Raw genomic sequence first — 24,472 nt, forward strand, 5'->3', positions numbered from 1 at the left:
TGTTCCTTACGCGTCCACGACCTCGCCATTCGAACGGAACACGCGGACCTTGCGCCCATCTTCGAGCGTTTTGGTGCCGACGCGTTCACCCTTGTTCGTGGCGGGGTTGAACAGCTGCACATTGGAGAGATGGATCGAAGCTTCACGCTCGACGATACCGCCAGCCTGGTTGGCCTGCGGGTTCGGCTTGGTGTGGCGCTTGACCAGATTCACGTTGGAGACGAACACGCGCTCGCCTGCAACACGCAGCACATCGCCGCGTTGGCCCTTGTTTTTGCCGGTGATCACGAGGACCTGATCACCTTTACGGATACGGTTCATGTCTTGACTCCGCTCAGAGCACTTCAGGCGCGAGGGAGACGATCTTCATGAACTTCTCGCTGCGCAGCTCGCGGGTAACCGGCCCGAAAATACGGGTGCCGATCGGCTCGAGCTTGTTGTTGAGGAGGACCGCTGCATTGCCGTCGAAACGGATCAGCGAACCATCGGGACGGCGCACGCCCTTGGCGGTACGAACCACCACGGCGCTGTACACCTCGCCCTTCTTTACCTTGCCGCGGGGAATCGCATCCTTCACGGTGACCTTGATGACATCGCCGATCGCGGCGTAACGGCGCTTGGAGCCACCGAGCACCTTGATGCACATCAGTTCCTTCGCGCCGCTGTTGTCCGCTGCGGAGAGCGTGCTTTGCACCTGAATCATGTCTGCACCCTCCCTTAGACGCTGGCGCGCGTGATGATTTCGACCACACGGTGATGCTTGGTCTTGGACAACGGACGGCACTCGGCGATACGTACGAGATCACCTTCGTTCGCACCCAGGTCGTCCTGCGCATGCAGCTTGGTCGACCGACGGATGATCTTGCCCAGCAGCCAATGCTGCACCTGGCGCTCGACCAGCACGGTGACCGTCTTGTTCATCTTGTTGCTGGTGACGCGACCCTCGAGGGTACGCGCCTGCTTCGCTTCTGCTTGAACTTCTTGATTGTTGGCGCTCATCTCGGCCGTCCCTTACTTCTTGCCGCCGAGCACGAACTTCGTGCGGGCGATGTCACGCCGAACGCGGCGAAGCTGGTGCGGCTGAGTGAGCTGGCCGGAACCCTTTTGCATGCGCAGGTTGAACTGCTCCTTGCGCAGGTCCAGCAGGTGCTGCTTCAACTCGTCGGCCGACTGGTTATTGATATCTTTGCTGGCCATCACATCACCGCCCTGGTCACGAACTGGGTCTGCACGGACAGCTTCGCCGCCGCCAGACGGAACGCTTCACGCGCCGTGGTCTCGTCGAGACCCTCGATCTCGTAAAGCATGCGGCCGGGCTGGATCTGGGCAACCCAGAACTCGACGCTGCCCTTGCCGGCGCCCATACGCACTTCGATCGGCTTCTTGGTGATCGGCTTGTCGGGGAACACACGGATCCACAACTTGCCGCCACGCTTGACGTAGCGCGTGATGCAACGACGGGCGGCCTCGATCTGACGCGCGGTGATCGCACCGTGCGTGATCGCCTTCAGGCCATACTCGCCGAAACTGACGAGGTTGGCGCACTGGGCCAAGCCGTCGTTGCGGCCCTTGAACTGCTTGCGGTATTTGGTTCGCTTAGGTTGCAACATGGCAACTCTCCTTACTTCGCAGACCGCTCGCGGCGGCCGTCACCGGCCTCGCGACGCGAATCATTACGACGACCTTCGCCACCCTCGCGGCGCGGCTGCGACGACTCGTCCTTCGACTCCTGGGTGGCCGCGGCGAGATCGAAGATTTCGCCCTTGAAGATCCACACCTTGATGCCGATGATGCCGTAGGTGGTTTTCGCCTCGGCAAAGCCGTAATCGATGTCGGCGCGCAGCGTATGCAGCGGCACGCGACCTTCGCGGCTCCATTCGGAACGAGCGATCTCGGCACCGTTCAGACGACCGGACACGTTGATCTTGACGCCCAGCGCACCGAGGCGCATCGCGTTGCCGACCGAGCGCTTCATCGCGCGGCGGAACATGATGCGGCGCTCCAGCTGCTGCGCGATCGACTCGGCAACCAGCTGCGCGTCGAGCTCGGGCTTGCGCACTTCGCTGACGTTGATGTGCGTCGGGACGCCCATCATGTCGCTGACTTCCTTGCGCAGCTTCTCGATATCCTCGCCCTTCTTGCCGATCACCACGCCCGGACGGGCGGTGTGGATCGTCACGCGTGCGGTCTTGGCCGGACGCTCGATCTGGATTTTCGAGATGCCGGCCTGGGCCAGCTTCTTCTTCAGCATGTCGCGAACCTTGATGTCAGCCACGAGGTACGTGGCGTAATCGCGCTTGTTCGCATACCACTTCGAGTTCCAATCCTTGGCAATGCCGAGGCGGATACCGGTGGGATGAACTTTATGACCCATCGTCTATATCCTCGGTCAGTTGCCAACAACCACAGTGATGTGGCTGGTGCGTTTCAGGATGCGCGAACCGCGGCCCTTGGCCCTGGCGTACATGCGCTTCATCGCCGGACCTTCGTCGACGAAGATGCTGGACACCTTCAGCTCGTCAACGTCGGCGCCGAGATTGTTCTCGGCATTGGCGACGGCCGAAAGCAGCACCTTGCGAACGAGGTGTGCGGCCTTCTTGTTGGTGTAGGTGAGCACGTCGCTGGCCCGGCCCACGGGAAGCCCGCGGACGAGATCAGCCACCAGGCGTGCCTTTTGCGCCGAGATGCGGGCGCCACGCAGGATCGCTTTGGCTTCAGTGCTCATCACTTACCCTTCTTGTCGCCGACATGGCCCTTGAACGTACGGGTCACCGCGAACTCGCCGAGCTTGTGCCCGACCATGTTCTCGTTGATCAGGACGGGCACGTGCTGACGGCCGTTGTGGATGGCGATGGTCAAGCCGACCATTTCCGGCAGGATCATCGAGCGGCGCGACCAGGTCTTGATCGGACGCTTGTTGTTGGCGGAAACCGCAGCTTCCACCTTCTTTACGAGGTGAAGGTCGACGAACGGACCTTTCTTCAGAGAGCGAGGCATGTCGGTTTCCTGTTACTTCGTACGACGACGCACGATGAACTGCTGCGTGCGCTTGTTGTTACGGGTCTTGTAACCCTTCGCCGGCGTGCCCCACGGGCTGACCGGATGACGACCACCGGAGGTCTTGCCTTCACCACCGCCGTGCGGATGGTCGACCGGGTTCATCACCACACCGCGAACGGTCGGGCGGATACCCAGCCAGCGCTTGGCGCCGGCCTTGCCGAGCTTCTTCAGGCTGTGCTCGCCGTTGCCGACCTCACCGATGGTGGCGCGGCAATCGACCGAGACGCGGCGCATTTCGCCGGAGCGAAGACGCAAGGTGGCGTAGCCGGACTCGCGGGCCACCAGCTGCACCGAGGCGCCGGCGCTGCGGGCAATTTGCGCGCCCTTGCCCGGACGCAGCTCGATGCAATGGATCGTGCTGCCCATCGGGATGTTGCGCAGCTGCAGGCAGTTGCCGGCCTTGATCGGCGCGTCGCGACCGGACACCAGGCGATCGTCCACCTGCACGCCCTTGGGCGCGATGATGTAACGACGCTCGCCATCGGCGTAGCACAGCAGCGCGATGTGCGCGGTGCGGTTCGGATCGTATTCGATGCGCTCGACGCGGGCGGCGATGCCTTCCTTGTCACGCTTGAAATCGATGATGCGGTAGTGCTGCTTGTGACCGCCGCCGCGATGACGCACGGTGATGCGGCCATGATGGTTGCGACCGCCGCTGCGGGACTGCGACTCGGTCAACGCCGCGTACGGCGCACCCTTGTACAGGCCTTCCGTCTTGACGCTGACGGCGTCGCGACGGCCTGGCGAGGTCGGCTTGTGGTTGATTAGTGCCATCTCAAAGAACTCCTGGCTCAGGCCTTGGCGGACACGTCGATGGTCTGGCCATCGGCAAGACGCACATAGGCCTTGCGCTTGCCCTGGCGGCTGCCAGCGCGGAAACGGAAGGACTTGACCTTGCCTTTCGTGTTGACGAGGTTCACCTGCTCGACTTTCACGTCGAACAACTTCTCCACGGCAGCGCGGACATCGGCCTTGGTTGCCGCGGGGGCAACCACGAATACGTACTGGTTGTGCTCGGCCAGACGCGCCGATTTCTCGGAAATGTGCGGCGCGCGCAGCGTATCGAGAATGCGTTCGTTGTTCATGCCAGCCACTCCTCGATCTTCTTCACCGCATCGACCGTCACCACTACGTGGTCGGAGCCGACGAGGCTGACGGGGTTCAGGCCCATCACGTCCAGCACATGGATATAGGGGATGTTGCGCGCGGCCAGAAACACCGACTCGGACGCATCTTCGGACACCAGCAGCACGCGACCGGAAACGTCCAGCTCGGCCAGCTTGGCAACCATCGCGGAGGTCTTCGGCGTCTCGATGCCAAAGCTCTCGACCACCTTCAGGCGATCCTGACGAATCAGCTCGGAGAAAATCGAGCGGATCGCCACGCGGTAGGCCTTGCGGTTGACCTTCTGCTCGTAGCTGCGCGGCTTGGCGGCAAACGTGACACCGCCACCGATGAAGATCGGAGCGCGGTAATCGCCGTGACGGGCGCCGCCGCCCTTCTGCTTCTTGAACTTCTTGGTGGTACCGGACATCTCGCCACGCGAGAGCTGCGCCTTCGTACCGGCGCGGCCGGCGGCCTGATAGGCCACCACGACCTGATGAACCAGGGCCTTCTTGTACTCACCGCCGAACACTTCGTCGGACACGCTGAGCGACTTGGCACCAATGACATTGAGTTCCATGGCGTCTCTCCTCAGCTCTTCGTCGTCGGGCGGATGATGACGTCGCCACCGGTTGCACCGGGGACCGCGCCCTTCACCGCGATCAGATGACGCTCGGCGTCGACCTTGACCACTTCCAGACCCTGCTGCGTGCGGTTGACCGCACCCATGTGACCGGCCATCTTCTTGCCCGGGAAAACGCGACCCGGGGTCTGGCGCTGACCGATGGAACCCGGCGCGCGATGCGACAGCGAGTTACCGTGGGTAGCGTCACCCATCTTGAAGTTCCAGCGCTTGATCGTGCCCTGGAAACCCTTGCCCTTCGACACACCGGCAACATCGACGATCTGGCCGACGCTGAACACCTCGTCCGCCTTGATGTCGGCACCGACGCTGTACTTGCCGAGATCATCGGCGGACACGCGGAATTCCCACAAGCCACGACCCGGCTCGACCTTTGCCTTTGCGTAATGACCCTTCAGCGGCTGGGTCAACAGGTTCGCGCGCTTGGTGCCCGCTGCAACCTGGACGGCGCTGTAGCCATCGTTATCTTCCGTCTTCAGCTGGGTCACGCGATTCGGGGTCGCTTCGATCAGCGTCACCGGAATCGAGCGGCCATCTTCAGTGAAGAGGCGACTCATGCCGCATTTGCGGCCAACCAATCCGATACTCATCTTCGTATCCTGTCTGTCGCTCAACCGAGCTTGATCTGAACATCGACGCCAGCGGCGAGATCAAGCTTCATGAGCGCGTCCACGGTTTTGTCGTTCGGGTCGACAATGTCGAGTACACGCTTGTGCGTGCGGGTCTCGTACTGATCGCGCGCATCCTTGTCCACATGCGGGGACGTGAGGATCGTGTAGCGCTCGATCTTGGTCGGGAGCGGGATCGGGCCGAGTACCGTTGCGCCAGTGCGCTTGGCGGTCTCGACAATCTCGCTGGCCGAGCGGTCGATCAGTCGGTGATCGTATGCCTTCAGCCGAATCCGAATCTTCTGGTTCGCCATAACCGTGTCCTGTTGTCGAAAGAACGTAATGTGAAACGGAACGGCTTCTCACCGATCCGCACAACCTGTTTCTGCACCACATCGGGGCCGCAAACACGCCGCCCCAAATTCGAAAAGCCCAGGCGAACGTTGACGGCTCGCCTGGACCAGCATTTGCCTTCGCGCAAAAAAACCGATCATCGGCCATGCCTTTGATCGAGTGAGATTGCGAGGGCCGTCCTCGGCCAGCGAACTCGAAACACTTCCTGTGTCTCATTTCGCGGTAGATCGACGAAAACCATGTCCGTCGATAAGCAAGCTGCGAAGTATATCTGCAAACTTCCGCTTAGTGAAGCCCCCTCGACATTTCAGTCGATGGGAACCTGCGCGGGAATGCACACGAGGCCGCGCAAGGCGGCCTCGTGATTGACGGCTTTACTTGATGACCTTGGCCACCACGCCGGCGCCGACGGTGCGGCCGCCTTCGCGGATGGCGAAACGCAGGCCTTCGTCCATCGCGATCGGGTGGATCAGGCTCACCACCATCTTCACGTTGTCGCCCGGCATYACCATTTCCACGCCCTCGGGCAGCTCGCAAGCGCCGGTGACGTCGGTGGTGCGGAAGTAGAACTGCGGACGRTAGCCCTTGAAGAACGGGGTATGACGGCCACCCTCGTCCTTGCTCAGCACATAGACCTCGGCTTCGAAGTCGGTGTGCGGGGTGATCGTGCCCGGCTTGGCCAGCACCTGGCCACGCTCCACGTCGTCACGCTTCAGGCCGCGCAGCAGCAGACCGGCGTTGTCGCCTGCCTGACCCTGGTCCAGCAGCTTGCGGAACATTTGCCACCACCACCGCGTCACGGGCAGCTGATCTGCGCGAGNGGTGTGCGGGGTGATCGTGCCCGGCTTGGCCAGCACCTGGCCACGCTCCACGTCGTCACGCTTCAGGCCGCGCAGCAGCAGACCGGCGTTGTCGCCTGCCTGACCCTGGTCCAGCAGCTTGCGGAACATTTCCACGCCGGTGACCGTGGTCTTCTGCGTGTCGCGGATACCGACCACTTCGACTTCGTCGCCGACCTTGATGATGCCGCGCTCGATACGACCGGTGACGACCGTGCCGCGACCGGAGATCGAGAACACGTCCTCGACCGGCATCAGGAACGGCTTGTCGATGGTGCGCACCGGCTCCGGGATNGGATCAGGGTGGCGCCGCGCTGGACTCGGGCTCGCCGACCTTGATGATGCCGCGCTCGATACGACCGGTGACGACCGTGCCGCGACCGGAGATCGAGAACACGTCCTCGACCGGCATCAGGAACGGCTTGTCGATGGTGCGCACCGGCTCCGGGATATAGCTGTCCAGCGCGTCGACCAGCTTGATGATCGCCGGCACGCCGATYTCGCTCTGATCACCTTCCAGCGCCTTCAGCGCCGAACCGTGGATGATCGGGGTGTCGTCGCCCGGGAAGTCGTACTTGGAAAGCAGCTCGCGCACTTCCATCTCGACCAGCTCGAGCAGCTCGGCGTCGTCGACCATGTCGGCCTTGTTCAGGAACACCACGATGTACGGCACGCCGACCTGACGCGACAGCAGCAGCTCGCGCACTTCCATCTCGACCAGCTCGAGCAGCTCGGCGTCGTCGACCATGTCGGCCTTGTTCAGGAACACCACGATGTACGGCACGCCGACCTGACGCGACAGCAGGATGTGCTCGCGGGTCTGCGGCATCGGGCCGTCAGCGGCCGAGCACACCAGGATCGCGCCGTCCATCTGCGCCGCACCGGTGATCATGTTCTTCACATAGTCGGCGTGGCCCGGGCAATCGACGTGCGCGTAGTGGCGCACCGGCGATTCGTATTCCACGTGGGCGGTCGAGATCGTGATGCCGCGYGCCTTCTCTTCCGGCGCCGCGTCGATCGCGCTGTAGTCCTTGAACTCGCCACCGAAGCGCTCGGCACCGACCTTCGTCAGTGCGGCCGTCAGCGTCGTCTTGCCGTGATCCACGTGACCAATCGTGCCGACGTTGACGTGCGGCTTGGTGCGTTCGAATTTACCCTTTGCCATGNTCAGTGCGGCCGTCAGCGTCGTCTTGCCGTGATCCACGTGACCAATCGTGCCGACGTTGACGTGCGGCTTGGTGCGTTCGAATTTACCCTTTGCCATGACTCAAACCTCGAAAGAACTGTTATTCGGAAAAATTATCTGCAGAGCGGAACCGCCCTGATCAGGCCTTGTGCATGACCTGCTCGGCGACGTTGCTCGGCGCTTCGGCGTAATGGTCGAATTCCATCGTGAACGTGGCGCGTCCCTGGGTCAGCGACCGGATCGTGGTGGCATAACCGAACATCTCGCCCAGCGGAACCTCGGCGTTGATGGTCTTGCCCGACGGCGTGTCTTCCTGGCCGGTGAGCATGCCGCGACGCTTGCTGATGTCGCCCATCACGTCGCCCATGTAGTCCTCGGGCGTCACGATCTCGACCTTCATGATCGGCTCCAGCAGCACCGGGCTGGCCTTGGCGAAGCCCTGCTTGAACGCCATCGATGCCGCCAGCTTGAACGCCATTTCCGACGAGTCGACGTCATGGTACGAACCGAAGACCAGCTTCACCTTGACGTTGACCACCGGGAAGCCGGCGAGCGGACCGCTGGTGATGGTTTCGCGCAAGCCCTTCTCGACCGAAGGAATGAATTCCTTCGGAATCACGCCACCGGTGATGTCGTTGATGAACAGGAAGTCGTCCTTGATCGTGGCGGCGAGCTTCTCGTCCGCACGGTCCTCGGCACTGATCGGCGACATCTCGATGACGACATGGCCGTACTGGCCCTTGCCGCCCGACTGCTTGGCGTGCTTGTAATCGGACTTGACGTCGCTGGAGCGGATTGTCTCGCGATACGCCACCTGCGGCTTGCCGACGTTGGCCTCGACGTTGAACTCGCGGCGCATGCGATCGACCAGGATGTCCAGGTGCAGCTCGCCCATGCCGGAGATGATCGTCTGGCCGGATTCCTCGTCGGTACGCACGCGGAACGACGGATCTTCAGCTGCCAGGCGACCCAGCGCGATACCCATCTTTTCCTGGTCGGACTTGGTCTTCGGCTCCACCGCCATCGAGATCACCGGCTCGGGGAACGACATGCGCTCCAGCGTGATGATCTGGTCCTGCGCGCACAGCGTGTCGCCCGTGGTCACGTCCTTCAGGCCGACCGCGGCGGCGATGTCGCCGGCGCGCACTTCCTTCAGTTCATGACGCTCGTTGGCGTGCATCTGCAGGATGCGGCCCACGCGCTCCTTCTTGCTCTTGACCGGGTTGTAGACGGCGTCGCCGGAGTTCAGCGTGCCCGAATAGACGCGGAAGAACGTCAGCGAACCGACGAACGGGTCGGTCATGATCTTGAACGCGAGCGCGGAGAACGGCGCGGCGTCATCAGCCGGGCGCGAGGCCTCGTTCTCGTCCTCGTCGATACCGGCAACCGGCGGACGATCGGCGGGCGACGGCAGCAGCTGCACCACCGCGTCGAGCATCGCCTGGACGCCCTTGTTCTTGAACGCCGTACCGCAGTAGACCGGGATGATTTCGTTGGCCAACGTACGCTGACGCAGGCCAGCGATGATCTCGCTCTCGCTGAGGTCGCCGCCCTCCAGGTACTTGTTCATCAGCTCTTCGGTGGCTTCGGCAGCCGACTCCACCATGAAGGCGTGAGCTTCGGCAGCCTTGTCGGCCAGTTCGGCCGGGATATCCCGGTATTCGAACTTCATGCCCTGGGTTTCCATGTCCCAGATCACGGCCTTCATCTTGAGCAGGTCGACCACGCCCTCGAAGCCGTCCTCGGCACCAATGGGAACCTGCATCGGCACGGCGTGCGCACCGAGGCGCGCCTTCAGCTGGCCGACGACCTTGTCGAAATTGGCACCGGTGCGATCCATCTTGTTGACGAACGCCAGACGCGGCACTTTGTACTTGTTGGCCTGACGCCAGACCGTCTCGGACTGCGGCTGCACGCCACCGACCGCGCACAGCACGAACACGGCGCCATCGAGCACGCGCAGCGAGCGCTCCACTTCGATGGTGAAGTCAACGTGTCCCGGGGTGTCGATGATGTTGAAGCGGTGCTGGGGCAGCGAGCCGTCCATGCCCTTCCAGAACGCCGTCGTTGCCGCCGACGTGATGGTGATGCCGCGCTCCTGCTCCTGCTCCATCCAGTCCATCGTGGCCGCGCCATCGTGCACTTCGCCAATCTTGTGACTGACGCCCGTGTAAAACAGGATGCGCTCCGTGGTCGTGGTCTTGCCGGCATCGATGTGAGCCATGATGCCGAAGTTGCGGTAGCGTTCGAGGGGAGTGGTGCGTGCCATTGATATTTACCTGTGTCGGGCTGCCTGCCCTGGTTTGTGACAGCCATCCGGGCCGTTGCGCTTATGAATATCCGGCCTGGATGCCGGCTGGCTTGCCCCATCGTGACGATGCGGCTTTTGGATAACCGACGGTCCGGCAATGATGCCGGACCATCTTCGCCGTCGTGGCGACGGCTGAATCATCAAGGCCCACCATCTGTGGCGGGCCGGTCGTCGCCGTCATCGATGACGGCGCAAACCACTTACCAGCGGTAGTGCGAGAACGCCTTGTTGGCTTCCGCCATGCGGTGCGTCTCTTCGCGCTTCTTGGCGGCGCCGCCGCGGCTTTCAGAAGCCTCCAGCAGCTCGGCAGCCAGCTTGCGCGGCATCGAGGTCTCGCCGCGCTTGCGGGCGGAGTCGATCACCCAGCGCATGGCCAGCGCCATGCGGCGGCCCGGACGCACTTCAACGGGCACCTGGTAGGTGGCACCACCGACGCGACGGGACTTCACTTCGACCGCCGGAGCGATGTTGTTCAGCGCCTTCTCGACCAGAGCCACCGGCTCGGCATTCTTTTCGCCAATGTGCTGCAGCGCGCCGTAGACAATGCTTTCGGCGACCGACTTCTTGCCGCTCTTCATCACCATGTTGATGAAACGGGCGATCAGCTGGCTGCCATGCTTGGGATCCGGCAGGATCAGACGGGCGGGATGTGAACCTTTACGCGACATGTTTGTTGTCCGTTATTTTCGCGGACATTCCTGCCCGCCTGTAAAGCGGCCAGCGAGGGCCGCGCGACATTATTTCTTCGGGCGCTTGGCGCCGTACTTCGAGCGCGATTGACGGCGTTTGGTGACACCGGCGCAGTCCAGGCTGCCGCGCACCGTGTGGTAACGCACACCGGGGAGATCCTTGACGCGACCGCCGCGGATCAGCACCACCGAGTGCTCCTGCAGGTTGTGGCCTTCACCACCGATATAGCTGATCACCTCGAAACCGTTGGTGAGGCGCACCTTGGCAACCTTGCGCAACGCCGAGTTCGGCTTTTTCGGGGTGGTCGTGTAAACGCGCGTGCAGACGCCGCGACGCTGCGGGCTGCTCTGCAGGGCCGGCGACCCGCTCTTGTAGGTCTTGGGGCTGCGGTTTTTGCGCACCAATTGATTGACTGTCGTCATGCGAAGCTGTTCCTGAAAACATAAAGGCAGCCCGAATAAGCTCGGTCTGCCAAGAAGCGGGAATTTAACATGAGCGAGCTTGCCTGGGCAAGTTGACGCTCTGCCATCCGTGACCCGAACACGAGGTGCATCCATGCACCTCATTTCGTATGTCGGCGAGTAAAACCTGTCGAGGCTTACTCGGCACCACCTTCACTGCTGACCGGCGCTTCGACAAATGACGTCGGAGGTGTGGAACCGGAAAGGGTATCCAGCTCCAGATCGGTCAGACCACCCTGGCGGCGACGCCCTGCGTGGTAGGCCAGACCCGTACCTGCCGGAATAAGACGGCCGACAATAACATTTTCCTTCAGGCCACGCAAGGTATCGCGCGTGCCACGAACCGCCGCTTCGGTAAGGACGCGGGTGGTTTCCTGGAACGAGGCCGCCGAGATGAACGACTCGGTGGCCAGCGATGCCTTGGTGATGCCCAGGAGGATCGACTGATACTCGGCCGGACGCTCGCCCTTGGCCACCGCGCGTTCGTTTTCACCGTTGATGCGCACGCGCTCGATCTGCTCGCCGCGCAGGTAATGGCTTTCGCCCGGCTCGACGATCTCGACCTTGCGCAGCATCTGGCGAATGATCGCCTCGATGTGCTTGTCGTTGATCTTCACGCCCTGCAGGCGATACACGTCCTGGATTTCCTTGACCAGGTACGAGGCCAGCGGCTCCACGCCCAGCAGGCGCAGGATGTCATGCGGGCTCGGCTCGCCGTCGACGACGGTTTCGCCCTTCTCCACATGCTCGCCCTCGAACACGATGACCTGGCGCCACTTCGGAATCAGCTCCTCGTGCTCGTTGCCGTCGACATCCTTGATGATCAGGCGCTGCTTGCCCTTGGTGTCCTTGCCGAAGCTGATGATGCCCGACCGCTCGGCCAGGATCGCCGGCTCCTTCGGCTTGCGTGCCTCGAACAGATCGGCCACGCGCGGCAGACCACCGGTGATGTCGCGGGTCTTCGACGTTTCCTGCGGGATACGGGCAACCACGTCGCCCACGCCCACTTCGGCACCGTTCTGGATCGACACGATCGCACCGGCCGGCAGGAAGTACTGCGCGGCGATGTCGGTGCCCGGCAGCTTCAGTTCGCGGCCCTTGGCGTCTTCCAGGCGCACGATCGGGCGCAGGTCCTTCGCCTGCGCGCCACGACGCTTCGGATCGGTGACCACCGCCGATTCCAGGCCGGTCAGTTCGTCGGTCTGGCTCTGCACGGTGACGCCATCGAGGAAGTCGATGAAGCGCACCACGCCGGCCACCTCGGTGACGATCGGGTGGGTGTGCGGATCCCAGTTGGCCACGGTCTGGCCCGGCTTCACCGCCGCACCGTCCTTCACCGCGATGGTGGCGCCGTACGGCACCTTGTAGCGCTCGCGCTCACGGCCGCTGGCGTCGATCACGCTCAATTCGCCCGAACGCGACACCGCCACCAGATGGCCCGACTTGTGCTGCACCGACTTCAGGTTGTTGTACTTCAGCGAGCCGGTGGTCTTCACCGTCACGTTGTCCACCGCCGCCGCACGCGAAGCCGCGCCGCCGATGTGGAACGTACGCATGGTCAGCTGGGTACCGGGCTCGCCGATCGACTGCGCAGCAACCACGCCCACGGCCTCGCCCATGTTGACCAGGTGGCCACGGGCCAGATCGCGACCGTAGCAGAGCTTGCACACACCATGGGCCGCTTCGCAGGTAATCGGCGAACGCACCTTGAGCAACTGCACGCCAGCCTTGTCCAGCTTCTCGACCAGCGCTTCGTCCAGCAGCGTGTCGGAGAGCACGATCGGCTCATCGTCGTCGCCGGGCGCGTAGACGTCACCCACCACGACACGACCCAGCACGCGCTCGCGCAACGGCTCGACCACGTCGCCGCCTTCGACGATCGGCTGCATGATGATGCCGTCTTCGGTGCCGCAGTTGTCCATGGTGATCACCACGTCCTGCGCCACGTCGACCAGTCGGCGGGTCAGGTAACCGGAGTTCGCCGTCTTCAACGCGGTATCGGCCAGACCCTTTCGAGCACCGTGGGTCGAGTTGAAGTACTGCAGCACGTTCAGGCCTTCGCGGAAGTTGGCCTTGATCGGGGTCTCGATGATGGAGCCGTCCGGACGCGCCATCAGGCCACGCATGCCGGCCAGCTGGCGAATCTGCGCCACGGAACCACGGGCGCCGGAGTCGGCCATGATGTACAGCGAGTTCATCGACTTCTGGTTGACCGTCTTGCCTTCGGCGTCGGTCACCTTTTCGGTACCGATGCCGTCGATCATGGCCTTGGCCACCAGTTCGCTGGTACGCGACCAGATGTCGACCACCTTGTTGTAGCGCTCGCCAGCCGTGACCAGACCGGACTGGTACTGCTGCTGGATCTCGACCACTTCCTTCTCGGCGTCTTCCAGGATCGGCTTCTTCTCGTCCGGAATAAGCATGTCGTCGATGCCGATGGAGATGCCCGCGCGCGTGGCGAAGCGATAGCCGGTGTACATCAGCTTGTCGGCGAACACCACGGTCTCTTTCAGACCCAGCAGACGGTAGCTGGAGTTGATCAGGCGCGAGATGTTCTTCTTGGTCAGCTCGGTGTTGGCCAGCGCAAACGGCAGGCCTTCGGGCAGGATTTCGGCCAGCAGCGCGCGGCCCACGGTGGTGTCGACCAGCGCGGTTTCATGCGTGCGCGCGCCGTCCTCGGCGATGTGCACCAGGTGCAGGCGCACCTTCACCTTGGCGTGCAGTTCCACCGCGCGGTTGTCGTAGGCGCGGCGCACTTCGCTGACGCCGGAGAACACCATGCCGGTGCCCTTGACGTTGATCAGCTCGCGGGTCATGTAGTACAGGCCCAGCACCACGTCCTGGGTCGGCACGATGATCGGCTCGCCATTGGCGGGGCTGAGGATGTTGTTGGACGACATCATCAGCGCGCGCGCTTCCAGCTGCGCCTCGATCGACAGCGGCACATGGACGGCCATCTGGTCGCCGTCGAAGTCGGCGTTGAACGCGGTGCAGACCAGCGGGTGCAGCTGGATGGCCTTGCCTTCGATCAGCTTCGGCTCGAACGCCTGGATGCCCAGACGATGCAGGGTCGGCGCGCGGTTCAGCAGCACCGGATGTTCGCGGATCACGTCCTCGAGGATGTCCCACACCATCGGCTCTTCGCGCTCGACCAGCTTCTTCGCCGCCTTGATGGTGGTGGCTTCGCCACGCGCCTGCAGCTTGGCGAAGATGAAGGGTTTGAACAGCTCCAGCGCCATCTTCTTGGGCAGGCCGCACTGGTGCAGGCGCAGGGTCGGGCCGACCACGATCACCGAACGGCCGGAGTAGTCCACGCGCTTGCCGAGCAGGTTCTGGCGGAAGCGGCCCTGCTTGCCCTTGATCATGTCGGCCAGCGACTTCAGCGCGCGCTTGTTGGTGCCGGTGATGGCACGGCCGCGACGGCCGTTGTCCAGCAACGCATCGACCGATTCCTGCAGCATGCGCTTCTCGTTGCGCACGATGATGTCCGGCGCATTGAGTTCCAGCAGCCGCTTCAGGCGGTTGTTGCGGTTGATCACGCGGCGGTACAGGTCGTTCAGGTCGGAGGTGGCAAAGCGGCCACCGTCCAGCGGCACCAGCGGACGCAGGTCCGGCGGCAGCACGGGCAGCACGGTCAGCACCATCCACTCGGGCTTGTTGCCCGATTCCAGGAACGCCTCGATCAGCTTGACGCGCTTGGTGAGGCGCTTCAGCTTGGTCTCCGAGCCGGTCGAGCCGATCTCTTCCTTCAGGCGGATCACTTCGGCCGGCAGGTCCAGCGACTTCAGCAACTGGTAGACGGCCTCGGCGCCCATGCGGGCATCGAACTCGTCACCGTGCTCTTCGGTGGCTTCCAGGTACTGGTCTTCGCTGAGCAGCTGGCCGCGCTCCAGCGCGGTCATGCCCGGATCGATCACCACGAAGGCTTCGAAGTACAGGATGCGCTCGATGTCGCGCAGGGTCATGTCCAGCATCAGGCCGATGCGCGACGGCAGCGACTTCAGGAACCAGATGTGCGCGGTCGGGCTGGCCAGCTCGATATGGCCCATGCGCTCGCGGCGCACCTTGGCCAGCGTCACTTCGGTGCCGCACTTCTCGCAGACCACGCCGCGATGCTTCATGCGCTTGTACTTGCCGCACAGGCACTCGTAGTCCTTCACCGGCCCGAAGATGGCAGCGCAGAACAGGCCGTCGCGCTCGGGCTTGAAGGTGCGGTAGTTGATGGTTTCCGGCTTCTTCACTTCGCCGTACGACCACGAGCGGATCAGCTCAGGCGACGCCAATGCGATCTTGATCGCATCGAAGTCCGGCATCACGCGCTGCTGATTGAACAGATTGAGCAGGTCTTTCATTTGAATCTCCGGTCGGAGCAAATTCTTGGGTCGAGGTCCGCGGTTCGAACGAGGTCAGGCTTGCCGGATCCGGGATCGGAAGCCGGGCTTGCTTGTGCAAATCCCGAATCCCGACTCCCGAATCCCGCACATCACTTGATCTCTTCCAGATCGATGTCGATGCAGAGCGAGCGGATTTCCTTCACCAGCACGTTGAAGGATTCCGGCATGCCCGCGGACATCTCGTGGTTGCCGTCGACGATGTTCTTGTACATCTGGTTGCGGCCCTGCACGTCATCGGACTTCACCGTCAGCATTTCCTGCAGGGTGTAGGCCGCGCCGTAAGCTTCCAGCGCCCAGACTTCCATTTCGCCGAAGCGCTGACCGCCGAACTGCGCCTTGCCGCCCAGCGGCTGCTGGGTCACCAGCGAGTACGGACCGGTGGAACGCGCGTGCATCTTGTCGTCGACCAGGTGGTTGAGCTTCAGGTAATGCATGTAGCCCACGGTGACCGGGCGATCGAACGCCTCGCCGGTGCGGCCGTCGTACAGCGTGGTCTGGCCCGATTCGGGCAGATCCGCCAGCTTCAGCATCGCCTTGATCTCGGTTTCCTCGGCACCGTCGAACACCGGCGTCGCCATCGGCACGCCTTCCTGCAGGTTGTTCGCCAGCGCGCGGATCTCGTCGTCGGTCAGCGACTTCAGGTCGACGTGCTGCACGGCACCTGCGGCGTGGTGGTTGTACACCTGGTCCAGGAACTCGCGGATCTTGGTCACCTTCTCCTGCGCTTCGATCATCTTCTGGATCTTCTTGCCCAGGCCCTTGGCGGCCCAGCCCAGATGCACTTCCAGAATCTGGCCGATGTTCATGCGCGAAGGCACGCCCAGCGGGTTCAGGCAGATATCGACCGCCTCGCCGTTGGCCATGTACGGCATGTCCTCGACCGGCACCACGTTCGACACCACGCCCTTGTTGCCGTGGCGGCCGGCCATCTTGTCGCCCGGCTGGATGCGACGCTTCACGGCCAGGAACACCTTGACCATCTTCAGCACGCCCGGGGCCAGGTCGTCGCCCTGGGTGATCTTTGCCTGCTTCTCCTTGAAGCGCTTGTCGAACTCCTCCTTGTGACGCTTGACCTGATCGGCCGCGCGCTCCAGGAACTCGGTGATGCTCTCGTCCTTGACGTTGATCTTGAACCAGTCGTCCTTCTTCAGGCCGTCCAGGTAGGCGTCGGTGATCTCGGCGCCACGCTTCAGGCCACCGGGGCCGCTCATCGCGGACTGGCCGACCAGCTGGGTGCGCATGCGGTTGTAGATCGCGCCTTCGAGGATGCGGAACTGATCGTCGAAATCCTTGCGGATCCGCTTCACTTCCATTTCCTCGATCTGCTTGGCGCGCTTGTCCTTCTCGATACCGTCGCGGGTGAAGACCTGCACGTCGATGACGGTGCCGTCCATGCCCGGCGGCACGCGCAGCGAGCTGTCCTTAACGTCGGACGCCTTCTCGCCGAAGATCGCGCGCAGCAGCTTCTCTTCCGGCGTCAGTTGGCTCTCGCCCTTGGGCGTGACCTTGCCGACCATGATGTCGCCGGCTTTCACTTCCGCACCGATGTACACGATGCCGCTCTCGTCCAGGCGCGCCAGCGCCTGCTCGCCCACGTTGGGGATGTCGGCGGTGATTTCCTCGGCGCCCAGCTTGGTGTCACGCGCGATGCACGACAGCTCCTCGATGTGGATCGAGGTGTAGCGGTCTTCCTGCACGACGCGCTCGGAGAGCAGGATCGAGTCTTCGAAGTTGTAGCCGTTCCACGGCATGAAGGCGATCAGCATGTTCTGGCCGAGCGCGAGCTCGCCCAGGTCGGTCGACGAACCGTCGGCCAGCGTATCGCCCTTCGCCACCACGTCACCCACGTTCACCAGCGGGCGCTGGTTGAGGTTGGTGTTCTGGTTGGAGCGGGTGTACTTGGTCAGCGTGTAGATATCGACGCCGGCGTCGTTGTCACCGACCTCTTCCTCATTGACGCGCACCACGATGCGGGCCGCGTCGACCTGGTCGATCACGCCGCCGCGCTTGGCGGAAACAATGACGCCGGAGTCGCGCGCCACGGCGCGCTCGATGCCGGTACCCACCAGCGGGGTCTGCGAACGCAAGGTCGGCACGGCCTGACGCTGCATGTTCGCGCCCATCAGCGCGCGGTTCGCGTCATCGTGCTCCAGGAACGGCACCAGCGCTGCGGCGACCGACACGGTCTGCATCGGCGAGACGTCCATGTAGTTGATCTCGGACGCCGGACGCAGCTCGGACTCGCCACGGAAACGGCAGGACACGAAGTCCTCGACGAAGGCGCCGTGCTTGTCCAGCGGCGAGTTCGCCTGCGCGATCACGTGGTCGCCTTCCTCGATCGCCGACAGGTAATCGACGGTGTCGGTGACCTTGCCGTCCGCCACCTTGCGGTACGGCGTCTCCAGGAAGCCGTACTGGTTGGTGCGGGCGTACACGGCCAGCGAGTTGATCAGGCCGATGTTCGGGCCTTCCGGCGTTTCGATGGTGCAGACGCGGCCGTAGTGGGTCGGATGCACGTCGCGCACTTCGAAGCCGGCGCGTTCGCGGGTCAGGCCGCCCGGCCCGAGCGCGGAAACGCGGCGCTTGTGCGTCACTTCCGACAGCGGGTTGTTCTGGTCCATGAACTGCGACAGCTGCGAGGAACCGAAGAACTCCTTCACCGCCGCCGCGACCGGCTTGGCGTTGATCAGGTCCTGCGGGGTCAGGCCATCGGCCTCGGCCAGCGACAGGCGCTCGCGCACGGCACGCTCCACACGGACCAGGCCGATGCGGAAGGTGTTCTCGGCCATTTCGCCGACCGAACGCACGCGGCGGTTGCCCAGGTGATCGATGTCATCGACGGTGCCATGACCGTTCTTGATGTCGATCAGCACCTTCAGCACGTCGAGGATGTCGGACTTCTCGCCCTGCTCCTTGACCAGCACCTGGGAAGCCTCTTCCTTGCGCTCGCTGAAGAACTTGTGGTCATACAGCACGCCCGGGCCCAGGATGTCCTGGCGGCCCACGCGACGGTTGAACTTCATCCGGCCCACGGCCGACAGGTCGTAGCGATCGAAGGTGAAGAACAGGTTGAAGAACAGGTTCTGCGCCGCGTCCTTGGTCGGCGGCTCGCCCGGACGCATCATGCGGTAGATCTCCACCAGCGCCTCCAGCGGCGTCTTGGTGTTGTCGATGCGCAGGGTGTGCGAGATGTAGGCGCCGCGATCGAGATCGTTGACGTACAGCGTGGGCAGCGTCTCGATGCCCGCCTTGCGGAAGGCTTCCAGATGCTCGGCGGTGATCTCGTCGTTGGCCGAGGCCAGCAGTTCACCGGTCTGCGCGTCGACGATGTCCGTCGCCAGGATGCGGCCGATCGGGTAATCGTCCGGCACTTCCAGCGCGGTGATGTCCTCGGCCGCCAGCTGGCGCACGTGGCGCGCGGTGATGCGCTTGCCCGCTTCCACCAGCACCTTGCCGCCGATGGCCAGGTCGAAGCTCAGCGTTTCACCGCGCAGACGCTCGGCCACCAGCTCCAACGTGATGCCACCCTTCTTGCCGAGATGGAACACGTTGTGCTCGAAGAAGATGCTCAGCATCTCCTCGTTGCTGTAGCCGAGCGCGCGCAGCAGCACCGTCACCGGCAGTTTGCGGCGACGGTCGATACGGGTGAACAGCGCGTCCTTCGGGTCGAACTCGAAGTCCAGCCACGAGCCGCGGTAAGGAATCACGCGCGCCGAGAACAGCAGCTTGCCCGAGCTGTGCGTCTTGCCGCGGTCGTGGTCGAAGAACACGCCCGGCGAACGGTGCAACTGCGAGACGATCACGCGCTCGGTGCCGTTGATGATGAAGGTGCCGGTGTCGGTCATGAGCGGAATCTCGCCCATGTAGACCTCCTGCTCCTTGATGTACTTCACCACCTTCTTCGAGGCCGGGCTGTCCTTGTCGTAGATGACCAGGCGCACGGTGGTGCGCAGCGGCGCGCCGAACGTCATGCCACGGTTGCGGCACTCACGCTCATCGAACGCCGGCTCGCCCAGGCGATAGTCGACATACTCCAATGCGGCATTGCCGGAATAGCTGGAAATCGGGAACACCGATTTCAACGCCGCGTGCAGGCCTTTCTCGTCGCGCTGCTTGGGCGCGACATGCTCCTGCAGGAATTCCCGATAGGAATCGGTCTGGATGGTCAGCAGGTTGGGCACGCCCAGTACGGGTGGACGTTTGCCAAAATCCTTGCGGATGCGCTTCTTCTCGGTATACGAGTAGGCCATGGTGAATACCGCCTCGGTTCGCTGTGACGCCGGTGGTGCACACACCGGCTGAATGAAAAAACTGGGGACTCGGGAATCGAGAATGGGGAATCGTCAGAGCAAACAGCTGGCGTCGCTCAACGATTCTCCATTCTCCATTCCCCATTCCCGCATAAAGCAGGCAAAGCCCGGGAGCTTTCGCCCCCAGGCTTGCCTGAAACTAGATCAAACTGACGACGCGCAAGGGCGCCAATTACTTCAGTTCGACCGTGGCGCCGGCAGCTTCCAGATCCTTCTTGAACTTCTCGGCGTCTTCCTTCGACACGCCTTCCTTCAGCACGCCGCCGGCCTCGGTGAGGTCCTTGGCTTCCTTCAGGCCCAGGCCGGTGATCGCGCGGACAGCCTTGATCACGTCAACCTTCTTGGCGCCGGCGGTCTTCAGCACGACGTCGAACTCGGTCTGCGCTTCAGCAACCGGACCAGCAGCAGCCGGGCCAGCCACGGCAACCGGGGCGGCGGCGGTCACGCCAAACTTCTCTTCGATGGCCTTCACCAGGTCCATCACTTCCATCAGCGACTTGGCGGCTACGGCTTCAACGATTTCTTCGTTGGACAGGGACATTTCATTTACCTCTGGATGTGATTCGATTCAGTATGTAAGTCGATGAACTCAGGCGGGCTCGGCTTCAGCCGGGGCTTCGGCGGCGACTTCGCCACCACCCTGCTGATCGGCAACGGCCTTGACCACGCGCGCGAACATCGTGGCCGGTTCGGCCAGCACGCGGGCCAGCATGGCCAACGCCTGTTCGCGGGTCGGCAGCGCGGCCAGCACGTCAACGTGCTCAGCCGGCAGCAGCTTGCCTTCCACCGAGACGACCTTCGCCTTCAGCTTGTCGTTGCCCTTGGCAAATTCCTTGATCAGACGCCCGGCAGCACCGGGCTCTTCCGTCGAGAATGCGTACAGCAGCGGACCGACCAGGGCGTCCTTGACGACCTCGAATTCGGTTCCGGCCACGGCGCGCGACGCCAGCGTGTTCTTGACAACCCGCAAGTACACACCGGATTCGCGAGCCTTCTTGCGCATCGCGGTCATCTGTTCGACCGTGGTGCCCGCATACTCGGCAGCGACCAGGGAGTGAGCCGTTGCGGCAACACCTGCCAGTTCGGCGACTACTTCTTTCTTCTGTGACAGATTGAGAGCCATTGCACTCCTCCAAATGAACTCCGCTTGCGGCTCCTGCCGCTTGCGGTCCTGGGCGACGCCATCCTTGACGCCGGGGACACACGTCCCGGGTGATGGCCTTTCCAGAACAAATCGAACATTCCAGAAGGGCAGCACCATCTGCGCAGGCCGGATCCTCTCGAACCCGATTAAGCGATCCCGCTGGCGGTGACGGCGATTCCCTGCCAGATGCGAGCGTCCTGCCCGTCGTCACCGCGCGCTGAGCGCGCCTGCGGTCTTTGACGGCGGCATCGGCCAGTGGCCGAAACTGCCCTCAAAAACGTGCCCGCACCGGAATGACCGGTACGGGGCTTGATACTTACTTGGCGCCGAGCGTCAGCGTGGAGGTATCCACGGCAACACCGACACCCATCGTGCTGGACAGCGCAACTTTCTGCAGGAACTGACCCTTCGCCGTCGCCGGCTTGGCCTTCAGCAGGTCACCGATCAGCGCATTGAGGTTGTCCGCCAGCTGCGACGCCTCGAAACTCGCCTTGCCGATGGTGGCGTGAATGATGCCGCCCTTGTCGTTGCGGAACTTCACCTGGCCGGCCTTGGCATTGGTGACGGCCGTGGCGACGTCGGCGGTGACCGAGCCATCCTTCGGGTTCGGCATCAGGCCACGCGGGCCCAGCAGCTGACCCAGCTTGCCGACCACGCGCATGGCGTCCGGCGTGGCGATCACGCGACCGAAGTCGAGATCGCCGGCCTGCATGCGCTCGGCCAGGTCATCCATGCCGACAGCGTCGGCACCGGCGGCCTTGGCGGCCTCAGCCTTCTCGCCCGGCGGGCAGAACACGGCGACCTTGACGGTTTTGCCGGTGCCATGCGGCAGCAGCGAGGAACCACGTACGCCCTGGTCCGACTTCTTCGCGTCGATGCCCAGACGCACGGCCACGTCGACCGACTCGGCGAACTTCGCCTTGGCGTTGTCCTTGACGATCTTCAGGGCTTCTTCCAGGCCGTAGAACTTGCCCGGCTGCACCGCGGCCTGAGCCGACTTCATACGCTTCGTGAGCTTTGCCATGTCTTAACCCTCCACCACAAGGCCCATGCTGCGGGCGCTACCGGCAATGGTGCGCACCGCGGCGTCGAGATCGGCAGCCGTCAGATCCGGCTCCTTCTGCTTGGCAATGTCTTCCAGCTGTTTGCGGGTGACCTTGCCGACCTTGTCGGTGTTCGGCTTCTGCGAACCCTTGGCGACGCCGGTGGCCTTCTTCAGAAGGATCGTGGCGGGCGGGGTCTTGGTGATGAAGGTGAAGCTGCGGTCGGAATAAGCCGTGATGATGGTCGGAATCGGCAGACCCGGCTCCAGTTTCTGCGTGGCGGCATTGAACGCCTTGCAGAATTCCATGATGTTCAGACCGCGCTGACCGAGGGCGGGGCCCACCGGCGGCGACGGGTTGGCCTGACCGGCCTTGACCTGCAACTTGATGTAACCAATAACTTTCTTTGCCATGGGATTTCCTCGCGAGTGCAGGCGCCTTGCGGCTCCTCGCTGTTCACCGCTCCTTGGATGGAAGGAAGATCCGCCTCTTGCGGATCCCGAAACGCGCGCACGCCGAGTCGAAAAGACCCAGCGTGAACCGCGTAGTTTAGAGATTTACCTGTTTGTGAGCAAGCCCCGTGCCAGTGAGGCGTCGAGGTGAAGCAAAAGCGGCTGGAAGTTCCGGTTAGCTGGAATCTCCCCTCTCCAACTCTCCCCGCTAACGGGGAGAGGGCGAAGGTGCCGAGCGGTTTCGCCCTGAGCCAACCAATCCCTGGCTCAGGCCTTTTCGACCTGGCCGAATTCCAGTTCCACGGGCGTGGAGCGACCAAAGATCAGCACCGCGACGCGCAACCGGCTCTTCTCGTAATTGACTTCCTCGACCACGCCGTTGAAGTCGTTGAACGGGCCTTCGGTGACACGCACCATCTCGCCCGGCTCGAACAGCACCTTCGGCCGCGGCTTCTCGACACCTTCGCGCACCCGGCTGAGGATCGCCTCGGCCTCACTGTCGCGGATCGGCAACGGGCGGTCGGCGGTACCGCCGATGAAACCCATCACCTTCGGCGTTTCCTTGATCAGATGCCAGCATTCGTCATCGATGCGCGGCACCTTGCCTTCGGTGTTGGCCTCGATCTGCACCAGCACGTAACCGGGAAAGAACTTGCGCTCGCTGCGCCGTTTCTGGCCGCCGCGCATTTCGATCACTTCCTCGGTCGGCACCAGCACTTCGCCGAACTTCTCTTCCATGCCCGCGCGCTGGATGCGCTCGTCCAGCGAACGTTTCACCTGGTTCTCGAAACCGGAATAGGCGTGTACCACGTACCAGCGCTTGCTCATGCTTGCCACCTCAGGAACCCAACTTGAGCAGCCAGTCAAGGATGACTGACTTCAGAATCAGGTCGATCAAACCCAACAGCAGCGACAGGATGATCACCACCACGATAATGATGCCGGTCGTCTTCAGCGTCTCGTCGCGCGTCGGCCACACGACCTTGCGCATTTCGAACTGGGATTCGCTGATGAAGTGCCGCACGCGCCGGCCGGGCGCGGTAAAGGCTGCAATGGCCAGCGCGATCGCCAGCGCAGCAAATACGCCCAGCAGGCGAACCGTGCCGGGAACGTTGGCGTCGTTGTTGAACCAGGAATAGGCGAAGATACCGGCGGCCAGCACCAGCCCCGCCAGTACCAGCTTGCCGATATCGGCGGCGTTCGTGCCCTTGGGCTGTTCTGCCTTGGTATTCATGCGCAGTTGCCGTGTGTCATCGGCATACCGGACCTTGCGGCCGGTATCGCCATCCGCCACCCGTCATTGCTCCTTGGAAAGTGGCACGCCAGGAGGGACTTGAACCCCCAACCTGCGGTTTTGGAGACCGCTGCTCTGCCAATTGAGCTACTGGCGTATGGAAAACGGGAATAGGGAATGGGGAATCGGGAACAGGAAGATCGGATGGCGCTGTCGCATGCCCTTCCGATTCCCTATTCCCTATTCCCCATTCCCGGTTTTCAGCTTACTTGATGACCTTGGCCACCACGCCGGCGCCGACGGTGCGGCCGCCTTCGCGAATGGCGAAACGCAGGCCTTCGTCCATCGCGATCGGGTGGATCAGGCTCACCACCATCTTCACGTTGTCGCCCGGCATTACCATTTCCACGCCCTCGGGCAGCTCGCAAGCGCCGGTGACGTCGGTGGTGCGGAAGTAGAACTGCGGACGATAGCCCTTGAAGAACGGGGTATGACGGCCACCCTCGTCCTTGCTCAGCACATACACCTCGGCCTCGAAGTTGGTGTGCGGGGTGATCGTGCCCGGCTTGGCCAGCACCTGGCCACGCTCCACGTCGTCACGCTTCAGGCCGCGCAGCAGCAGACCGGCGTTGTCGCCTG

Annotated in this window: 24 protein-coding genes, 1 tRNA gene and 4 pseudogenes; all 29 read right to left on the reverse strand. The window is 63.1% G+C overall.

Annotation, left to right across the window (positions count from 1 at the left end; translation table 11 throughout):
• Positions 1 to 6 precede the first annotated feature (6 nt).
• Positions 7 to 321: a 50S ribosomal protein L24 gene (gene rplX, locus ASD22_RS06975; RefSeq protein ID WP_007082185.1), complete on the reverse strand. Its 315-nt coding sequence runs from the start codon at positions 319 to 321 to the stop codon at positions 7 to 9.
• A 13-nt stretch (positions 322 to 334) separates the two neighbouring features.
• Positions 335 to 703 (reverse strand): 50S ribosomal protein L14, encoded by a 369-nt coding sequence (rplN, locus tag ASD22_RS06980; RefSeq protein WP_007082184.1) that lies wholly within the window; start codon positions 701 to 703, stop codon positions 335 to 337.
• Positions 704 to 717: 14 nt separating this feature from the next.
• On the reverse strand, positions 718 to 999 hold the full coding sequence (rpsQ, locus tag ASD22_RS06985) for a 30S ribosomal protein S17 (RefSeq protein WP_007082183.1): 282 nt from the start codon (positions 997 to 999) through the stop codon (positions 718 to 720).
• Between the two features lie 12 nt (positions 1,000 to 1,011).
• On the reverse strand, positions 1,012 to 1,197 hold the full coding sequence (rpmC, locus tag ASD22_RS06990) for a 50S ribosomal protein L29 (RefSeq protein WP_007082182.1): 186 nt from the start codon (positions 1,195 to 1,197) through the stop codon (positions 1,012 to 1,014).
• Positions 1,197 to 1,610: a 50S ribosomal protein L16 gene (rplP, locus tag ASD22_RS06995; RefSeq protein WP_007082181.1), complete on the reverse strand. Its 414-nt coding sequence runs from the start codon at positions 1,608 to 1,610 to the stop codon at positions 1,197 to 1,199. The genes rpmC and rplP overlap by 1 nt, the downstream gene beginning before the upstream one ends.
• Before the next feature lie 11 nt (positions 1,611 to 1,621).
• Positions 1,622 to 2,374, reverse strand: a complete 753-nt coding sequence (gene rpsC / locus ASD22_RS07000; protein WP_007082180.1) for a 30S ribosomal protein S3 — start codon at positions 2,372 to 2,374, stop codon at positions 1,622 to 1,624.
• Between the two features lie 15 nt (positions 2,375 to 2,389).
• The gene (gene rplV, locus ASD22_RS07005) at positions 2,390 to 2,725 is read right to left on the reverse strand and encodes a 50S ribosomal protein L22 (protein WP_007082179.1); all 336 of its coding nucleotides are present in this window, start codon (positions 2,723 to 2,725) and stop codon (positions 2,390 to 2,392) included.
• Entirely contained in the window at positions 2,725 to 2,997 is a 273-nt protein-coding gene (gene rpsS / locus ASD22_RS07010; protein ID WP_007082178.1) for a 30S ribosomal protein S19, read from the reverse strand. The genes rplV and rpsS overlap by 1 nt, the downstream gene beginning before the upstream one ends.
• 12 nt (positions 2,998 to 3,009) lie before the next feature.
• Positions 3,010 to 3,834 carry a 50S ribosomal protein L2 gene (rplB, locus tag ASD22_RS07015; protein ID WP_007082177.1) on the reverse strand — a complete coding sequence of 275 codons (825 nt, stop codon included), beginning with the start codon at positions 3,832 to 3,834 and terminating at the stop codon, positions 3,010 to 3,012.
• A gap of 17 nt (positions 3,835 to 3,851) precedes the next feature.
• On the reverse strand, positions 3,852 to 4,145 hold the full coding sequence (gene rplW / locus ASD22_RS07020) for a 50S ribosomal protein L23 (protein ID WP_007082176.1): 294 nt from the start codon (positions 4,143 to 4,145) through the stop codon (positions 3,852 to 3,854).
• Positions 4,142 to 4,744 carry a 50S ribosomal protein L4 gene (gene rplD, locus ASD22_RS07025; protein ID WP_007082175.1) on the reverse strand — a complete coding sequence of 201 codons (603 nt, stop codon included), beginning with the start codon at positions 4,742 to 4,744 and terminating at the stop codon, positions 4,142 to 4,144. Before rplD ends, rplW begins: the two co-directional genes overlap by 4 nt.
• Positions 4,745 to 4,755: 11 nt before the next feature.
• Complete coding sequence (rplC, locus tag ASD22_RS07030; protein ID WP_056080653.1) at positions 4,756 to 5,397, reverse strand: 50S ribosomal protein L3; 642 nt, start codon at positions 5,395 to 5,397, stop codon at positions 4,756 to 4,758.
• A gap of 20 nt (positions 5,398 to 5,417) precedes the next feature.
• Positions 5,418 to 5,729 carry a 30S ribosomal protein S10 gene (gene rpsJ, locus ASD22_RS07035; protein WP_007082173.1) on the reverse strand — a complete coding sequence of 104 codons (312 nt, stop codon included), beginning with the start codon at positions 5,727 to 5,729 and terminating at the stop codon, positions 5,418 to 5,420.
• A 414-nt stretch (positions 5,730 to 6,143) separates the two neighbouring features.
• Positions 6,144 to 6,589, reverse strand: a pseudogene (gene tuf / locus ASD22_RS07040) (elongation factor Tu); the annotation flags it as partial.
• 1 nt (position 6,590) lies between these two features.
• Positions 6,591 to 6,902 (reverse strand): annotated as a pseudogene (locus ASD22_RS16670) (EF-Tu/IF-2/RF-3 family GTPase); the annotation flags it as partial.
• Between the two features lie 37 nt (positions 6,903 to 6,939).
• Positions 6,940 to 7,774: pseudogene (locus tag ASD22_RS16920) on the reverse strand (GTP-binding protein); the annotation flags it as partial.
• 159 nt (positions 7,775 to 7,933) lie between these two features.
• Positions 7,934 to 10,063: an elongation factor G gene (gene fusA, locus ASD22_RS07050; RefSeq protein WP_056080656.1), complete on the reverse strand. Its 2,130-nt coding sequence runs from the start codon at positions 10,061 to 10,063 to the stop codon at positions 7,934 to 7,936.
• Between the two features lie 242 nt (positions 10,064 to 10,305).
• Entirely contained in the window at positions 10,306 to 10,773 is a 468-nt protein-coding gene (gene rpsG, locus ASD22_RS07055) for a 30S ribosomal protein S7 (RefSeq protein ID WP_007083022.1), read from the reverse strand.
• Between the two features lie 69 nt (positions 10,774 to 10,842).
• A complete protein-coding gene (gene rpsL / locus ASD22_RS07060; protein WP_007083021.1) occupies positions 10,843 to 11,217 on the reverse strand; it encodes a 30S ribosomal protein S12 in 375 nt (124 codons plus the stop codon).
• Positions 11,218 to 11,393: 176 nt separating this feature from the next.
• Complete coding sequence (gene rpoC, locus ASD22_RS07065) at positions 11,394 to 15,608, reverse strand: DNA-directed RNA polymerase subunit beta' (protein WP_056080659.1); 4,215 nt, start codon at positions 15,606 to 15,608, stop codon at positions 11,394 to 11,396.
• Positions 15,609 to 15,739: 131 nt separating this feature from the next.
• Positions 15,740 to 19,900 (reverse strand): DNA-directed RNA polymerase subunit beta, encoded by a 4,161-nt coding sequence (rpoB, locus tag ASD22_RS07070; RefSeq protein WP_056080662.1) that lies wholly within the window; start codon positions 19,898 to 19,900, stop codon positions 15,740 to 15,742.
• A gap of 232 nt (positions 19,901 to 20,132) precedes the next feature.
• Positions 20,133 to 20,501, reverse strand: coding sequence for a 50S ribosomal protein L7/L12 (gene rplL / locus ASD22_RS07075; RefSeq protein ID WP_056080665.1), 369 nt, complete (start codon positions 20,499 to 20,501; stop codon positions 20,133 to 20,135).
• Positions 20,502 to 20,549: 48 nt separating this feature from the next.
• Positions 20,550 to 21,083 carry a 50S ribosomal protein L10 gene (gene rplJ, locus ASD22_RS07080; RefSeq protein WP_056080668.1) on the reverse strand — a complete coding sequence of 178 codons (534 nt, stop codon included), beginning with the start codon at positions 21,081 to 21,083 and terminating at the stop codon, positions 20,550 to 20,552.
• Positions 21,084 to 21,420: 337 nt separating this feature from the next.
• Complete coding sequence (gene rplA / locus ASD22_RS07085) at positions 21,421 to 22,128, reverse strand: 50S ribosomal protein L1 (protein ID WP_056080670.1); 708 nt, start codon at positions 22,126 to 22,128, stop codon at positions 21,421 to 21,423.
• Positions 22,129 to 22,131: 3 nt separating this feature from the next.
• The gene (gene rplK, locus ASD22_RS07090) at positions 22,132 to 22,560 is read right to left on the reverse strand and encodes a 50S ribosomal protein L11 (RefSeq protein ID WP_007083015.1); all 429 of its coding nucleotides are present in this window, start codon (positions 22,558 to 22,560) and stop codon (positions 22,132 to 22,134) included.
• A gap of 306 nt (positions 22,561 to 22,866) precedes the next feature.
• The gene (nusG, locus tag ASD22_RS07095) at positions 22,867 to 23,427 is read right to left on the reverse strand and encodes a transcription termination/antitermination protein NusG (protein ID WP_007083014.1); all 561 of its coding nucleotides are present in this window, start codon (positions 23,425 to 23,427) and stop codon (positions 22,867 to 22,869) included.
• Positions 23,428 to 23,437: 10 nt separating this feature from the next.
• Positions 23,438 to 23,833 (reverse strand): preprotein translocase subunit SecE, encoded by a 396-nt coding sequence (gene secE, locus ASD22_RS07100; RefSeq protein ID WP_056081099.1) that lies wholly within the window; start codon positions 23,831 to 23,833, stop codon positions 23,438 to 23,440.
• Positions 23,834 to 23,914: 81 nt separating this feature from the next.
• Positions 23,915 to 23,990, reverse strand: a tRNA-Trp gene (locus ASD22_RS07105).
• Positions 23,991 to 24,098: 108 nt separating this feature from the next.
• Positions 24,099 to 24,472: pseudogene (gene tuf / locus ASD22_RS07110) on the reverse strand (elongation factor Tu); the annotation flags it as partial.

Origin of the sequence: Rhodanobacter sp. Root480 (assembly GCF_001426645.1) — a bacterium.
GTDB classification, from domain to species: Bacteria; Pseudomonadota; Gammaproteobacteria; order Xanthomonadales; family Rhodanobacteraceae; genus Rhodanobacter; species Rhodanobacter ginsenosidimutans.